This is a genomic window from Candidatus Dependentiae bacterium, from assembly GCA_035445995.1.
Lineage (GTDB): Bacteria > Babelota > Babeliae > Babelales > Vermiphilaceae > DAOMRS01.
The window spans coordinates 375,821-391,886 of sequence record DAOMRS010000001.1 but is presented as its reverse complement, the minus strand read 5'-3'; the positions used below and the strand labels follow the sequence as shown (position 1 = coordinate 391,886).

Annotated in this window: 18 protein-coding genes and 1 tRNA gene; 2 read left to right on the top strand and 17 right to left on the bottom strand. The window is 39.6% G+C overall.

The window, feature by feature from the left end:
- Complete coding sequence (locus tag PK943_01920) at positions 1 to 1,023, top strand: aminoglycoside phosphotransferase family protein (GenBank protein ID HRN77970.1); 1,023 nt, start codon at positions 1 to 3, stop codon at positions 1,021 to 1,023.
- Positions 1,024 to 1,029: 6 nt separating this feature from the next.
- Here the strand turns inward: PK943_01920 and PK943_01915 are convergent, their stop codons facing one another.
- The 3 genes from PK943_01915 to thrS are packed head-to-tail and all read right to left on the bottom strand — an operon-like array spanning position 1,030 to position 4,077.
- Complete coding sequence (locus PK943_01915; protein HRN77969.1) at positions 1,030 to 1,647, bottom strand: cyclase family protein; 618 nt, start codon at positions 1,645 to 1,647, stop codon at positions 1,030 to 1,032.
- Between the two features lie 13 nt (positions 1,648 to 1,660).
- Positions 1,661 to 2,338: a hypothetical protein gene (locus PK943_01910; GenBank protein ID HRN77968.1), complete on the bottom strand. Its 678-nt coding sequence runs from the start codon at positions 2,336 to 2,338 to the stop codon at positions 1,661 to 1,663.
- A gap of 32 nt (positions 2,339 to 2,370) precedes the next feature.
- Positions 2,371 to 4,077 carry a threonine--tRNA ligase gene (thrS, locus tag PK943_01905; protein HRN77967.1) on the bottom strand — a complete coding sequence of 569 codons (1,707 nt, stop codon included), beginning with the start codon at positions 4,075 to 4,077 and terminating at the stop codon, positions 2,371 to 2,373.
- A 198-nt stretch (positions 4,078 to 4,275) separates the two neighbouring features.
- Here thrS and PK943_01900 point away from each other — a divergent pair, with 198 nt between their 5' ends.
- Positions 4,276 to 5,676 (top strand): PhoH family protein, encoded by a 1,401-nt coding sequence (locus PK943_01900; protein HRN77966.1) that lies wholly within the window; start codon positions 4,276 to 4,278, stop codon positions 5,674 to 5,676.
- A 57-nt stretch (positions 5,677 to 5,733) separates the two neighbouring features.
- On the opposite strand, the gene PK943_01895 is transcribed toward PK943_01900, so the two are convergent.
- The 14 genes from PK943_01895 to PK943_01830 all read right to left on the bottom strand — a co-directional run bounded on the left by PK943_01895 (position 5,734) and on the right by PK943_01830 (position 16,064).
- Positions 5,734 to 6,273 (bottom strand): NUDIX hydrolase, encoded by a 540-nt coding sequence (locus PK943_01895; protein ID HRN77965.1) that lies wholly within the window; start codon positions 6,271 to 6,273, stop codon positions 5,734 to 5,736.
- Complete coding sequence (locus tag PK943_01890; protein HRN77964.1) at positions 6,266 to 7,684, bottom strand: hypothetical protein; 1,419 nt, start codon at positions 7,682 to 7,684, stop codon at positions 6,266 to 6,268. The genes PK943_01895 and PK943_01890 overlap by 8 nt, the downstream gene beginning before the upstream one ends.
- Positions 7,685 to 7,686: 2 nt before the next feature.
- Positions 7,687 to 7,878, bottom strand: a complete 192-nt coding sequence (gene yidD, locus PK943_01885; protein HRN77963.1) for a membrane protein insertion efficiency factor YidD — start codon at positions 7,876 to 7,878, stop codon at positions 7,687 to 7,689.
- Positions 7,859 to 8,200, bottom strand: a complete 342-nt coding sequence (gene rnpA / locus PK943_01880; protein ID HRN77962.1) for a ribonuclease P protein component — start codon at positions 8,198 to 8,200, stop codon at positions 7,859 to 7,861. The genes yidD and rnpA overlap by 20 nt, the downstream gene beginning before the upstream one ends.
- Before the next feature lie 12 nt (positions 8,201 to 8,212).
- Positions 8,213 to 8,359, bottom strand: coding sequence for a 50S ribosomal protein L34 (rpmH, locus tag PK943_01875; GenBank protein ID HRN77961.1), 147 nt, complete (start codon positions 8,357 to 8,359; stop codon positions 8,213 to 8,215).
- 82 nt (positions 8,360 to 8,441) lie between these two features.
- A complete protein-coding gene (gene trxB / locus PK943_01870; protein HRN77960.1) occupies positions 8,442 to 9,374 on the bottom strand; it encodes a thioredoxin-disulfide reductase in 933 nt (310 codons plus the stop codon).
- Positions 9,375 to 9,431: 57 nt separating this feature from the next.
- The gene (locus PK943_01865) at positions 9,432 to 10,814 is read right to left on the bottom strand and encodes a trigger factor (protein HRN77959.1); all 1,383 of its coding nucleotides are present in this window, start codon (positions 10,812 to 10,814) and stop codon (positions 9,432 to 9,434) included.
- A 16-nt stretch (positions 10,815 to 10,830) separates the two neighbouring features.
- Positions 10,831 to 10,917 (bottom strand) — tRNA-Leu (locus PK943_01860).
- A gap of 93 nt (positions 10,918 to 11,010) precedes the next feature.
- The gene (gene frr / locus PK943_01855) at positions 11,011 to 11,601 is read right to left on the bottom strand and encodes a ribosome recycling factor (GenBank protein HRN77958.1); all 591 of its coding nucleotides are present in this window, start codon (positions 11,599 to 11,601) and stop codon (positions 11,011 to 11,013) included.
- Positions 11,602 to 11,612: 11 nt separating this feature from the next.
- A complete protein-coding gene (locus tag PK943_01850) occupies positions 11,613 to 12,314 on the bottom strand; it encodes a UMP kinase (protein HRN77957.1) in 702 nt (233 codons plus the stop codon).
- Between the two features lie 2 nt (positions 12,315 to 12,316).
- Complete coding sequence (gene tsf, locus PK943_01845) at positions 12,317 to 12,913, bottom strand: translation elongation factor Ts (GenBank protein HRN77956.1); 597 nt, start codon at positions 12,911 to 12,913, stop codon at positions 12,317 to 12,319.
- A 151-nt stretch (positions 12,914 to 13,064) separates the two neighbouring features.
- Positions 13,065 to 13,460, bottom strand: a complete 396-nt coding sequence (locus PK943_01840; protein ID HRN77955.1) for a hypothetical protein — start codon at positions 13,458 to 13,460, stop codon at positions 13,065 to 13,067.
- Positions 13,461 to 13,543: 83 nt separating this feature from the next.
- A complete protein-coding gene (gene argS, locus PK943_01835; protein HRN77954.1) occupies positions 13,544 to 15,199 on the bottom strand; it encodes an arginine--tRNA ligase in 1,656 nt (551 codons plus the stop codon).
- A gap of 130 nt (positions 15,200 to 15,329) precedes the next feature.
- On the bottom strand, positions 15,330 to 16,064 hold the full coding sequence (locus PK943_01830) for a hypothetical protein (GenBank protein ID HRN77953.1): 735 nt from the start codon (positions 16,062 to 16,064) through the stop codon (positions 15,330 to 15,332).
- Between the last annotated feature and the right edge of the window lie 2 nt (positions 16,065 to 16,066).

The following is a 16,066-nucleotide window of genomic DNA, read 5'->3' as shown; positions in this document are numbered from 1 at the left end:
ATGACAGAAAAGCAATTCCTTTCTAATCAACGTATTATTGATTGTCTCAATACTGATTATGGTATTGAAGTTGCTGCGCTGACATTTATTCCTTTGGGTGCAGATGTAAATGCATCAGTATATAAAGCTCAAGCGCATGACAATTCAACTTATTTTGTAAAGATTAAACATAGTCACCATTGTGATATTGGTGTTATGGTACAACAAATGCTGCATGATTCTGGAATTCCACAGATTATAGCTCCTATAAAAACAAAGTATGGCAAATCAACCCACTATATTGATGATTTTACTTTTATTGTATATCCATTTATCCAAGGATTAGATGGGTTTAATTGCGCTCTGACCAATGAGCAATGGGTTATGCTGGGCAAAGCCTTGAGGCAAATACATGAATTTCAGTTACCTCCATTTATTAAAGATAAGATTAGGCACGAAACTTATTCGTCTAAATGGTGTGAAGCGGTCCGGTCAATCTATACCTATATTGATACTAACCCACAAGTAACTGATGAGATAGCATTGAATCTATTAACGCTTATGCAAGAACATAGAGAAACCATTCAGCGCTTGGTAGATCGTGCAGAGCAATTAGGACAGCAGATTCAGAAAAAGTCACTTAAGTTTGTGTTATGTCATTCTGATATACATGCTGGCAATGTCTTGATAGCTAATGATAGCTCTCTTTATATAGTAGATTGGGACCAACCTATTATGGCTCCTAAAGAGCGAGATTTGATGTTTATCGGTGGGGGTGTTGGTAATGTTTGGAATGATCTTCACGAAGAAGAATTTTTTTATGAAGGTTATGGAAAAACTGAGATCAATAAGGATATTCTTGCTTATTACCGGTATGAACGAATAGTGGAAGACATTGCTGAGTATAACCAACAGTTGCTTTTGACGACAGATGATACTAAAAATAGAGCAGAAATGTATAAGCAGTTTGTAGATATGTTTATGTCTCAGGGTGTTATAGATATAACATTCAAAACCGATACTCATGTAATGTTAAAAAACTGACTATGCCTAAATTTTATCAACAAATGCTATTACTCGAGCAAATGCACCTGCAGTATCAAATTTTGGTGGTAAAGCGATAACTGTGAATTTAGAAATACCGAATAGTTTGTCTAAGTTAGTAAGCATTTCAATAATTAAAACATCATGTTGCAATAATAGTTGGTGCACAGGAAATGGATAATTATCTGGTGTCGGTGAATCCATGCCAACCATACTAATTTTATGTTCAACCAGTTTATATCCGAATGCTTCGGTAAATACCGGATAAGTTTCAAAATATGCCGGTACGCCAAATGCTTTATCTCGTCCGGTGTGGACAAGCACGATATCACCCGGTTGCATATAAACATCTTCCAAAAGATCCACATCAATGGTATCTCGACCAGATGCATCCAGTATTACACCGCGTCCAATGAATTTGCTTACCGGATATTGTGCAAGTGATTTGCCACCTGCTATCATGTGTTGCGCAGCATCAATGTGCGTGCCAATGTGCATGCCGGTGTTGACGATATTATCAATAACAAATCCATATTTGGTAATCTGTTCCAAAACGAGTGGGGGATCATTCGGCCAACAGGGCAGATCAGGAGTAATTGTGCGGGATAAATCGATATAGTGCATGTGATTATTCCCCTTATTTTTCAACCAATTTCTTCAACTGTTCTGCAATTTCTTGTGCAGTATGTACGCCACTATTTACGTCGAGATCATATTGCTTATCACCATATACCGTTGCATAATGACTGCGTGCATGCCCTTTGGGTGAGGTGCCGCGTTCTTCTTCACGTTTTTCCAATGTATCGAGTGGGATTTCTACCGCTACATAATAGGTAGTCAAGTTTTTGCATTTTTGTTCAAGATCTTTGAACCATGCAGGATTGTATGCAATGTAATCAACAATTACATTACAACCATTCTGTGCATATGCAGCAATGGCGCTATTCATTGCATAAGCAACGCGCTCTCCTTGTGGCCCCATTAATAGTTTGATAGCACTAGCGCCTTCAATATCGTGTATTTCTTCTACCCAACGAATAGGATTTGCTGTTTGCCAGAATGCTACGTTGTTTGGTGTAATATCTGGCATAACTTTATCAAACAAATTGTCGATACCAACCTTAACCCATAAGTTGGGCATCATCAGTTGTTGAAACTCTTTTTGTATAGAACTTTTGCCTGATCCGGAAGGTCCATTAAGAATTATCACCATACCTTGTGCTTGCTGTTCTGTGGTGATCGTTTTTTTGTACCACCATAGATAGGTGACACCACATGCTATGACAAAAAATAATGACCAGTTAGTATGTTTCATATGATTTTAAAAATTGCTTATGTTGTTATAGTTCAAGCTACTTCCTGTGTAGCTTTCTGCAACACTTCATCCAGTGTTAACCCAAATTCTTGTTTGCCATCGGTGTGTCGCAAGGTAATCGTGTTATTTTCAACTTCTTTTTGGCCAACTACGAGCATCCATGGAATTTTGGCAAGTTGAGCGCGTTTAATTTTGCCAGAAATTTGGTCAGATGTTTCATCTATCTCTGCGCGAATACCATGGGCTTTTAGTTGTTCAAGTATACTTCGTGCATATGCTTTTTGCTCATCGGTAATGGTAAGTATCGTAACTTGCACCGGTGCGACCCAGAACGGTAATTTACCTTTGTAATGTTCAAGCAAGATGCCAAAGAAGCGCTCAAATGAACCGTAGATAGCACGGTGGATCATCACTGGACGGGCTTTGGTTCCTTGTGGTGTTGTGTACGTCAGGTCAAAATTTTCCGGCAAGAAGAAATCAAGCTGTACGGTACTGCACTGCCAGGTGCGTCCCATAGAATCTTCTATCAAAAATTCAATTTTAGGTCCGTAGAATGCACCTTCACCTTCTTGAATGTTGTATGCAAGACCTGCTTTTTCAAGTGAGTTTTTGAGTGCGTTGATTGCGCGGTCCCACAAATCATCACTACCCATAGCATTATTTGGTTTAGTAGATAGGCCAACGGTGATGTTGGTAAATCCAAATTTGTTTAATACTTCTTTAACCATTTGTATGGCACTGACAAGTTCTTGTTCAATTTGATCCGGTGTACAGAAAATATGGCCATCGTCAATCATGAATGCGCGCGCACGGAATAGTCCGTGCAGTACACCCGACAACTCAAACCGGTGTACCAGGCCAAATTCTGCCAAGCGCAATGGTAAATCACGGTATGAGCGCGGGCGTTCTTTGTAAATTAAAATGGCGCCGGGACAGTTCATGGGTTTGACCGCATACACTTTGTCTTCTACATCACAAAAGTACATATTATCTTTGTAATGTGCATAGTGACCGGATGCACGCCAGAGTTCATCAGAAAGCATCATCGGCGTTGCAACTTCTTGATAGCCAGCTTCTTCTAACTTGTTGCGCAAGTAGTGTTGCATGGTGTTGAGTACGGTTTTGCCATGCGGGTGGAAGAATGGAAATCCAACCCCTTCTTCATGGAATGAAAACAGATCCAATTCTTTGCCAAGTTTGCGGTGATCATATTTTGCTGCTTCTTCACGCCGTTGTTCAAACAAGCGAAGTTCTTTTGCGCTGGGGAATGCAGTGCCAGCAATACGTTGCAGTGCTTGATTGTTGCGATCTGCACGCCAGTATGCACCGGAAATAGAAAGTAGTTTGAAATGTTTTATGTCCCCGGTTGCCGCAACATGACCGCCTTTGCATAAGTCTACAAAGTCACCTTGGCGAGCAATACCAACGGTATCATCAGGGATGCTGTCTATCAGTTCAAGTTTAAATTTATTATGTTTAAATAGGGCACGTGCTTGATCTTTGGGCATTTGTTCATGTGTGATTGGTAAATTGCGTTTGGCGATTTCGTGCATGCGTGCTTCTAATTTGGTAAGATCTTCTTCTTTGAAATTGGTAGTTGGTAGAAAATCATAGAAAAAACCTTCTTTGGTTGCAGGACCTATCGTGAGGATGGTATCTGGAAATAATTCAAGTACCGCATGTGCCAGAAGATGGGCAGCAGAATGACGCAATTTTTGTAGATCATTATTTTGAGACATACTCAGATCCTTCGTAACTCACTCAAGTATTTTGACTGTTTCTACCGATCCAAGTATAACATGTCGCCAAAAAAAATACATGTTTGCCTGTCCACTTTTGCCTATGCTAGGATCCACAAAAGAGCGCTGATTAATTCAGTTCTTTGAAAAGAGAGAGTGGTAGTATATCAATAACTTCTTAACTGGGTGTCAATCATTATGACAAAATCCACAAGGTTAGAAAAAAAAAGAATATACGTCCTTGATACCAACGTCTTAATTCATGATCCAACCGCTATGTATGCATTCAAAGGATCATGGGTTGCAATTCCATCAATCGTTCTTGAAGAAATAGATAAATTTAAAAAAGAAGGAACCGATCGCGGGCGTAATGCACGTGAGACCATTCGTCTGTTGGATGAATTGCGTGGTAGAGGATCTTTGGGTACTGGAGTTACCCTAGAAGATGGTACTATTATCCAAGTATTTTTCCCACCAGCTGATGAAGCAATCATCATGCCATTTTCTTTACGCATAGAAGATAACATCATTGTTTCTGTAGCATTTATGCTCAAAGAGCAAGGTCATGATGTGCAGTTTATTTCCAAAGATTTGAATGCACGGGTAAAAGCAGATGCACTTGGTATTGCGGTGCAGGATTATATGAAGGAATATATATCCGAGCAGGAATTTTACCAAGGGTGGACACGTGTTAAGGTGCCGGGAGCTGAACTCAAGCAGGGTGTGTCTGAGCGATTGACTTCAATGATAGAAGATGCTGACTTAAGTTTAAATCAATATGTGTTGTTTGAAGATGAACATAATCCAGAGCGTTATCGTGTGTTTAGGTACATGGGTGATGGTATGTTCAAGTCATTGGAGCGACCGGAATTCAAATGGCCACTCAATCCGCGTAATGCGCAGCAATTTATGGCACTTGATTTGTTGACTGACCATGATATTAATTTGATTACCTTACTTGGGCCTGCCGGAACCGGTAAGACATTTTTGGCATTGCTTGCTGGATTGCATCAAGTACTTATAGATGATGAGTATGAAAAAATGTTAATTTCTCGCCCGGTAGTACCGCTTGGCAGAGACATTGGGTATGTGCCCGGTACGATTGAAGAAAAACTCCACAGTTGGATGTTGCCAATTTACGACAACATGGAATTCATTATGCATGAGGTTAATGTTGCACACCACTTTGAAGAGTTGGAAACTGAGCATGGCAGGCGCAAGGGCAAAGCACGCAAAAAATATCGCAAATCAACCGGTGGACTTGCATCACTCGATACACTGATGCACCAAGGCAAGGTAAGTTTGGAAGCGATTACCTATATGCGCGGCCGCTCAATACCGTATCAATTTATTTTGATTGATGAGGCGCAGAACTTAACGCCGCATGAAGTCAAAACCTTAATTACTCGTGTGGGCGAAGGTAGTAAAATAATTTTGGCAGGTGATCCGTACCAAATCGATTCACCATATTTGGATTTTGGTAGTAACGGTTTAGTGTACACGAGTGAAAAATTCCGTGGTCAAAAGCTGTTTGGATCTGTGTTCTTAGAAACGAGCGAACGCAGTGAATTGAGTAGATTAGCAGGCAAGCTGCTTTAAGTTTTTGATGAATTCAAAACTAAGATGAAACAAAGCCCCTTGTTACCAAGGGGCTTTTTATAGTATAAGCCATTTATTAAACATGCGTACAACGGATGGTTGATCTGTTGGTAGTTCGTTCCGATCTTTACCAATCCAGCGTAATTCTTTTGATTCACTATTTTGTACGAAGGTTTCATTGCTGGTAACTTGTAGCAAAAAGCGTACATCATAATGGTAATGTGCTGCTTCTTTTGGATTAGCAGGAACTAGATGTATGTCTATATCGAAAATGTTGTGGTGTACGGGAACAATATGTTGCATGCCGGATTCTTCTTGAGCTTCTTTAATAGCAACACGCAGTACATCGTGATCACCGTCACAATGGCCACCCAATTGTACCCATTTGTTCAGTTTTGCATGGTGCATGAGGAGCGCATTGTTGCCATCTTTGCTGAGCAACCATGCAGATGCCGTGAAATGGCCAATGGTGAGTGAACGTTCAAAACAATTATCGTATTGATGCATGAATTCAAGCATGCGTTGTTTGACAGATTGTTCATGCGAGTCGGACGGGTGGTAAGATTGCAGAAGAGTGATTAATGTATGTTTATTCATTTATTTGCAACTTTAGTTTATGTACTACTTCATCGGAGGCATCTTTGCGAATCCAAAGATAAGCAGTGAATGAATCATCATGAAATTCGCTACCGGTAAACTTATATCTTTTCCAGGTGCTTATTAATTTGCCGGTTAGCTTGAGTTTATAGGCAATTAATTGCATGAAAGAGTATACGCAGGGTATTTCAAATTCTTTTTTTACAAGAAAATAGTCTGCTGGTGAAAGTTTACATAGAATACCGCTGCAGTTTTCTAAGGTTGTTCTTTGCCAACCCGTTGTAATAAGCTGAATAAAGTCATTAATAGATTCAGGTTTGAATTTATCTATAACATACTCATAGATTTGCTTATCCATTTTATTTTCTAGCCTCATACCTGCCCAATTGGAAAGTTGATCTATGGTATCCAATGGTTGTTCATCTGGTTCAGTAAAAGATTCATTGTTTTTTTGACGAGGTAGGAGTCTGTATGTAGGTACTTGTCCGAGTACTTGTCTTTGTAATGGTGTATAATCAAAAATATTTGGAGAGGGTATTTTATGTCCTGCAACCGTATGTACACGATATGTACATGGACCATAATAACAACTAAATACCTGATTGGTAGTAAGTAGCTTTTTTGCATCAGCATAATCTATATCTTCATATATGTTTTGATAAAATAATACTATACCGATATTATTTGTCAGATTATTTTCTTTTAATTTTTTTAATGGTACTGATTTTACTTCTGGTATGTGCTCAATTGTTGCAGATAGCTTATTGCATATATGTTGCATAAAAAGATCAAACATCTCATCAATCCAACCTAAGGATGGTTTAATTAAATAGGTATATTTTCCCCATGGTGTGTAGAAAATGATATCGTAATCCGAACTATCTCTGTTTTCTTGTGTTGTCATAAAAATAGTTCGATGAGTAGTCGTAGTTTGAGATATCTGAATAGATGTTAATATAATTTGTATCAAAGCATGTTCTTTAATGAATTCCTGTGCGGCAGTATGCAAGACATAATCTATACCTGTCATGATTACATCCTCAGGTTTATCTAGAAAATGTGACTGTAACCATGCTTGTGCGCTAGGAGTTTTTAGGTGAAGTGCAGCGTTTATTTCAGGTATGCCAAATCGGGCTGCCATTTCTTTGATGATTAATTGAACCATAGGAGGATTATTTACCGTGGTATAAAACATTTTGTTGGTACATGATAACCAGGTAAGGTATTTGGCAATGACCGGAACGTCAGCATTGTTTTGTATTGCTGGTATGCCAGTGGTTCTGACTATTTGTGTGATAATTTCAATAAAATTATCTTTTGGTAAATCTACAAGATTTATGTCTTGTTCCATGCCATAGCATAGCGATGTAATACAACTGATTATGAATAATCGTGCGTATCTTTTTATCATAGTTATCCTCCAAATGGATTGCATGATAATATGCGTCTAATAATTAACCCTAGTGCGCGGTGTAATGGTTGGGTGTTGAGTTGTTCAATAGCATATGGTGTACAGGTTACTGGATATTTGCAATGTGCGGGACCAAGTAATGGACGTAAACCAGAGATAATGAAAATGATCAGTTTATTTATGATTCTTATCATACGCTTGTAGGACCAGTTCTTTTAATTGTTCGAAGCTCAAATCTGTTGCTCCTTTTTTGACAATAGCAATACAATCAAGACTACGGTCATACAGTTTGTGTTCATATACAATAGATTTAATTTGCCGGCGAATTTTGTTACGTTCGGGTGCACTGCCAACTGCACGAGGAACGATAATTAAAACGTGCCCAATAGAACGTTGCTTGGGTGCCACTAAAAGATGAAGGCCCGGATGTTGAACCACACGCCGGGCTTTCTTGAATAATTCATCGATAGCTTTTTTTGATGGAAATCGCGTAATTTCACGGGCGATTCGTGCCATCGGTTCTACCTCTTAGTAGAAGCGTACAGCAAGACGTTTACGACCTTTTGCACGGCGACGGCTTAGAATTTTGCGGCCATCTTTAGTTTCCATGCGTTTTCTGAATCCATGTTTGCGACGACGTTTTTTGAGACTTTTTTTGAATACGGTTACTGACATGATAGGTCCTTTATAAGCTTATTATATACCCTATTGTAACTAAAATTGTGGTTTTTTCAAATAAAACCTTATATGCACCGTCTTATTTGCCAATGCTTTTTAGATAGCGCTCTGCATCCAAGGCTGCCATACATCCACTCCCGGCGGAAGTCACTGCCTGTTTATAGCGGTAATCTGAAACATCGCCAGCTGCAAATACGCCCTCAACAGAGGTACGGGTATGGTTTTTTATATCGAGGTACCCCCATTTGCCCATAGCAAGTTGCCCCTCAAAAACAGCTGTATTTGGCTTGAGCCCAATGGCTATAAAGACGCCATCAACGTCGAGCTTTGTAGTCTCATTGGTTTTTTGGTTGGTTATGGTAGCTCCGGTAACATGCTGACCATCGCCGTGGATTTGGGTGACCGTAGCATTATAAATAATATTAATATCCGGGTCATTAATGACTCGCTGCTGCATAGCATGTGAGGCGGTTAGTGCATCAGAAATTTGCACAATAGTAATGTTTTTAGTGAACTTTTTCATGAAAGATGCGTCTTCCATAGCGGTATCACCGCCACCGACAATCAATACTTTTTTATCCGCATAGAATGCACCGTCGCATACGGCACAGGTGCTGACTCCTTTGCCCCAATACTCGTCTTCTCCTGGGCAGTTCAGTTTGTTCGGCGTAGCGCCGGTAGCGATAATAATAGCATGCGCTTTGAGCTCTTTATCGCGATCGGTTCTGAGCATGAATGGTCGATGAGAAAAATCAACTTGTGCGACTGATTCTGATAAAAATTCAGTCCCAAAATGTTTGGCGTGTTCTTTCATATTCAGCATCAGCTGTGGACCCATGATATTTTTTTCACCAGGCCAGTTTTCAACTGCAGTTGTGCCCATTAGCTGGCCACCCGGCTCTTTGCCTTCAATAATAAGTGGGTGCAGGTTTGCGCGTGCGGCATATATTGCCGCGGTCAGGCCTGCAGGGCCTGATCCTATGATGATAAGTTCGTGAATTTTGTTTTTCATGATAATTTCTCATAATTTTTCTCCCGTGACTCTTTGACAAGCCAGGAGCGGGAGATTTTATTTCTTCGTTAGTTGATATATTGCGTAGTTAATCGCTTTTTCACGCAGTGCAATACGGTTCAACTCTTCTTCCGGTATAGGGACCTCTTGGCCTTCGATGAGTGGTTCGCTGAACTTAAAGTATAAAAACTCGCGCATGCGTGGCCGTAAGGTTAAATTAAGGTAGGCTTTTACCTCTTGGGGGTCAATCGAAATATTTTCTGTATACGCTAAATGATCTATAAACGTTTGTTCTTTTGCTAATTTTTCTGCTAATTGGCGTACGCGATAGGTGAAATTTTTTTGCGTGCGATATACGTTGTAATCGGGATTCTCGCGTACCATTTCCAGAATATTTTTTTGCTCACGTAAAATAATATGATTGGGAATATCAAAACGATTTTTATTAATCAATAGCTTGAGTGTTTCATCTACCATACTGCGGCGTTGTGAAATGTCATTGCGGTATGAAAATACTTCGATGAGTTTTTTGCCCATGTCTTTGTTAGTTTTTGCTCTAAAGTGGCGTTTGAATAAATCAAAGCAAAAATACCCATAATGTAATATATCAATAATAGTAACTTCAAAATTATAATTGGTATCAAGTTGATTGCCAAAATATGTTTGTAATCCAATGTTTGTACTATAAAAAGTGTCGCCTATTTTTTTATCAAGAAACATGGAGCGTAACGGATTATCTACATCTTCATTACCGACTTTGAACCAAAATCGTTCTGCATAGCCGTTGATTAACGGTTTATTGTTTGGATCAGCAATCGCGAGTGAAAAATATACCCAATCACCAACATTAATACCGTCAATACTGCATTCTTTTAATGCATCTTGTTCTTGTTTGACGAATGATTCAACTTGACGATCAAGATCTTTGTAATTTTTTCGCTTGGGAGCTTTGAATGGTAAATATTTCCATTCGTTAATTTCTATTGCAGGTAACAATGAAAGTTCGAACGTATAATACGCGTCTTCATGTGGGTTAAGTTTGATTTGCGTTAGGCGTGGTGCACCTGCTACAGGAATTTTTTCCTCGCGAATAGAGCGGAATAAGTTGTTGAGCACATTATATTTGAATAGGAATTCTTTCAGGTGCCCCATTAAATTAGTTTGTAAATGTTTTTGTATGTAGGCAATAGGAACATTGCCGAGTGAAAAACCAGGTGCACGTAAGATGCGTTGTTGTGTGCGTGCAGTTTCATGATACATCACATCTATGATGGATGCTGGAATAATGACGTGACCATAGCCAAGTTCTGGTTGAGTTTTTTCAAACTGAAACGATAATTTGTGATGAGAAGATTGATCTTGTTCTTGGGTAACTACATACGATGACGTACTTATAGTGCTTGCACCAGATGCCTGCATTACAGTTTTTTTTTGTTTCACGACCTGCTCCTTTTTTTGGTGCAAGAGGGGGGAGTCGAACCCCCACTCCCTCTCGGGAACTGGATCCTAAGTCCAGCGCGTCTGCCTATTCCGCCACTCTTGCAATTTTGGTACGTGATGGGTTACTCCACAGGAGCAACCCATATTTCAATTCTTATGCAGACTATTGTAGCATAAGTTATAAGAAAAAAAAGCTTTACAATGTAGTAATATCTTTTTCTTTTTTCTTACTTAAGTCATCTACCTTTTGTATATAGGTATCTGTTACTTTTTGAAGCACATCGCTCAAGCGGTTAAAGAAATTTTCAGATATTTTTTTATCTTTTTTGGCATCTCTGATTAAATTGTTGAAGTCCTTTCTTATGTTTCTGATTGCAATTCTGCATTCTTCAGTCTTTTTATTCAAGACTTTAAGGAGTTCTTCGCGACGCTCAGCGCTGACGTTCGGCAATTGTATACGAATAATCGAACCATCATTTGCAGGTTTTACGCCGAGGTCTGAGGTGTTAATAGCGCGTTCAATGTCAGCAATGATTGAACTATCCCATGGTTGGATGGTTAATAATCGTGCTTCTGGTGCCGCCAAGGAAGCCAAATTTTTGAGTGCCATAGGTGCTTGGCCATATGCTGATACCTGTATATCTTCAATCATAGAAGTATGGGCACGACCACTTCTGATTTTGGCTAATTCACCCTGGAAGTGTTTAATCGGTTTTTCTAATTCTGCTTCCATAGGAGTTTGGAAACTTTTTACATCATTTTCTATCAATTGGATCTCAAGAGCCATGAATTTTTCCTTTATGCTAAAATACTGCCAAATGTTTGATTGTGTGCTGCTTGTATAAATGCATCAGGTGCAAAAGCATTAAACACACGAATTACCAAATTATGTTGTGCGGCGAGTGTGTATGCCGTGCTGTCCATGATGGCCAAATTTTGACGGAGTGCCTCGTTGTATGTCGTAGCCGGTATAAACCGAGCATCAGGTTGCTTGCGTGGGTCTGCGTGGTAAATTCCATCAACATCAGTTGCTTTCCAGATCTCGTCTGCACCCATTTGTAATGCGCGCAGTACAGCAGTGGTGTCTGTGGTAAAAAATGGATTACCTGTGCCACCCGTAAAAATAATAATGTCACCACGTTGTTGTGCTTGTTGTATAGTGTGCTCGGATACCAATTGACCTACGGTGGGACATGGTAATGCGCAGAGCACACTGGTGTTTAATCCCAGTTGTGTACATATATTACGTATAATGAGTCCATTCATCATGGTTGCAAGCATGCCAACCTGATGTGCAGTGGTAGGCTGCAATCCCATCGCGGTACCGTGTTGGTTTCCGCGGAAGAAATTGCCGCCACCAATTACAATGCCAAACTGATGCGAACTACGTAACGCATATAACTGACGCACAAGTTGTGTAATATGCACAGAGCTGAGTTTGCCATCTGTATCCAGCAAAATAGTGCCGGTCAGTTTAAGTAGTATGCGTTTGGGGTCCATTATTAAGCACCAATTTCATACCGTGCAAAACGGCGAATGTTAATACGCTCACCAGTTTTTGCCATTAATTCTTCGAGTGCTTGTTCTACGGTAAATTGATCATTTTTAACGAATGGCTGTTTAAGCAAACAAATTTCTGAATAAAGTTTGTTTACTTTACCTTCGATAATTTGATTCAAAATTTTTTCCGGTTTTCCTGATCCGGCAAGTTGTTCTTTTAGAATACTTTTTTCATGTTCTAAAAATTTAGGATCAACATCTGCTGGCGCAAGGTAAAGTGGTTTAAGCGCAGCAATGTGCATGCATAGATCATGTGCGAAGTTTTTAACATCTTGTGTGCGTGCAACAAAATCTGTTTCACAGTTGAGCTCAACCAATACACCAAGTTGACTACCCGGGTGAATGTACGCGTGTACAATCCCTTGTGCAGTATCTTTGTCTGCCCGTTTAGCGGCAACAGCAGCACCTTTTTTACGCAATAATTCGATTGCTTTTTCTATATCGCCATTGGTTTCTTCCAATGCTTTGCGGCAATCCATCATGCCAAGACCGGTACGTTGGCGAAGTTCTTGAATAAGGTTTAAATCTATTTTTGCCATATATCCCCCGAATAAAATAAAGTGGATAGGTATTTGATAATTATATGTATAGTTTGCCATAAATGGGGCTTTTGGCAATGGTAAGGGAGGATTACTCAGAAAAAGAGGAGCCTAAGCTCCTCTCAATTTTTTTGGTAAGCTCAAAAATAAGTTATCTACCTGGTGTTGCAACTGCTGAACCTGATCCATCAACGCCGAAGTACCATGAGTAGGAACCGGCGTCAAGTATCTGGATGTTACCGCCCAAGTTAAGTGCTCCTGCAAAATGTGGTGCTTTAGTTGCTTTATAGTATTGATAACATTCGGTACCCTGTGTTGGATTATTACTTGTTACCAAACGCCATCTGATACCGGTTACCGCATTGAGTCCTGAGTCAAAACGGACCTCTTGCCCCGGTTTGATAGTAGTATAAGATTCAGAGCTGCCAGACCACATAGGTGCTGCCTCAATAGCTTTTGATCCCTTGTTTTGTACCGTAAATACAGCTGCATGTGATTGGCTTGCAATCGCAACAGCGGTAATCAACGCTATATGTGCATATTTCATAGATATCTCCTTTTTTTGAATCTGCATATAATTTTAATATAGCAATTTAAGGAGATAGAAATCAATGAAGTTAAAGTATATAGTTACATTCGGTCAGGTTTGCTCAGCTCCAGCAAATCAAGAATCAACTCAAAGGTGTTGCGTATTTCTTTGACCAATAACAGGCGCGCTCGACTTTTGTTAATATTGTCCGGATCGATAACTCGATGCTGGCTATAGTATTTATGAAACAGGTTGGCGAGTTCAAGGGCGAAATAAGTTAATGTGTGCGTGTTGTATTGTTGTCCAATATCGACGAGCAGGGTTTTGAGCGATACCATCTTTTTGATGAGCAAGCTTTCTTCCTGACCAATGTATTGGCTGTCTTTTGGGCCAATGGTTTCAAGGTCAGTTAATTCTGCTGCTTTACCCAAAATACTTTTGGTACGTACATAAGCATACTGTAAGTAGTAAACTGGATTTTCTTCACTTTTGGTAAGTGCAAGATTGAGATCGAAATCAAGCTGTGCATCAGCTTTGCGGTTCAAGAAGAAAAAGCGTGCAACATCAGAACCGACCGCATCAATAACGTCATCAAGCGTGACCATTTTGCCGGCACGTTTTGACATACGTACTTGTTCACCACCTTCGTTGATTTTAACGAGCTGGTACAAAATAATATCAAGTGGATATTGCCCAAGCCCAAGTGCTTGTTGTACAGCATGTAAGCGTACTACATAGCTATGATGGTCATGACCGAGCGTCATAATAAGACGGTTGGCACCACGATCGATTTTGTTTTTTAAATAAGCAATATCGGCAGCAACGTAGGTAAGTTCTCCTGATGCTTTGCGTACGACACGGTCTTTGTCATCACCAAAGGCAGTAGATTGTAACCAGAGTGCGCCATCTTGTTCATATAAGTAGCCGTTTTTTTTAACAATTTCGAGTGCTTCAGTAATGAGGCCTTGTTCATGAAGTGTTTTTTCCGAGAAGTAATTATCAAACGTGATTCCAAATTTGTTGAGGGTATATTTGATACGTTCAAGTAAATGTGTTTTTGCATATTCAGCAAAAAAGGCATCAGGTTTTTCAAGAACTTGAGCACCATGTGTTTTGATGCATTCTTTGGCAAGCTCTACTAAATATTCGCCATGGTAAGCATCTTCTGGCAGCTGTACATCTTGACCGGCAACTTGCATACAACGTATTTTGAATGCATTACCCAGTTTGTCAATTTGTGATCCAGCATCATTTATGTAAAATTCTGCAGTTACTTGATTACCCAAAAATCTGAGTACATTGCTCAGTACATCACCAATGATGCCTCCGCGCCCATGACCAAAATGCAAAGGGCCGGTTGGATTAGCACTCACAAATTCAACATTAATATGTTGTGGTTTGGCTGGTATAGTTTTGAAAAATTCAATCCCTTGTTCTGCCAATTCTTTGGTGAGTGTACGCAATGCTTCGACAGATAAAAAGATATTTAAAAATCCAGGGCCTGCAGGTTCTATTTTTTGAATATAAGGATGAGAAAAATTCTGTGCAATTTCTTGAGCAAGATCACGTGGAGCACGTTTGAGTTCTTTGGCAAGGAGCATGGCTGCATTAGAACTAATATCGCCAAACTGCTGGCGTGCTTCATCAACATTGAGGGTAAATTCGCATGCTTGGGCACGTGTACTGTTTATACCAAATGTAGTGATAAGATAATCATTAAATGCATGGTGAAGTTTTTCTATTACATTCTTGCTCATGGGTACCTACCAAAAAGATCAATAAATTAAGATGTTTGGCTTAGTATAACGTAATTATAGGATACTGTCATGTAAGTAAAAAGGCCCCAGCATGTGGAGCCTTTTTTAATTCTTAAGAAGCACTAGGAGCTTAGTTAATTGCAAGATCAATTGATTCGGCTACTTGGCCGGATAGATCATAAAAATTCAAATTGAGCATGCTTCCGGGGCGATATTTGCAAGCAAGTATTTTTTTGATGGTTTGACCGGGCATAATGGTTACATTATTGTCGAGCAAGTATTGACCAATCGCCGCATCAATTGCTTGGTTTAATTTACGCAAGTACCACCAGTATACCGGTGTTGCAAAAAGTGCTGCTCTATCAAATAGGTTTGATAATATAACGGTTGGATCTTGAGATAGAGTTAGCATAATTTCCTCTTGTGTCATACCTCTGTTAGCCATATTGAATGACTTGTTAAGCACTATAGGAGCCATAATTAAAGTCTGTATAATTCTGGATCCAAGCCAGAATAAGAGCGGTTTTATGTAGTTTCGGTGATGCAATTTCTTAGTGATTTCTTCTTTGTTGGTAATAAGCGGAATGCGCGTTGAATATGGCATTAATACCAGTGGTTTATCAGTTGTATTGGTAACCGTAATTGCTAGTGGATATATATCTTGACCGGTAAAGTCTTGTACCGTAAGATTTTCATTAAGTTCAAATGGCAAGCCACCAACCTGGAGTGGTACTATTTTATTAGTAGGGTTATTGCAACCGATAATGCTGATATTGATGCCATTTTTGGTTTGTACAGGTTCTATTGGCCATAGGTTAACAGGAAAGCTCACTAGAAGAGACAGTATGAGACTTAGTTTTTTCATGA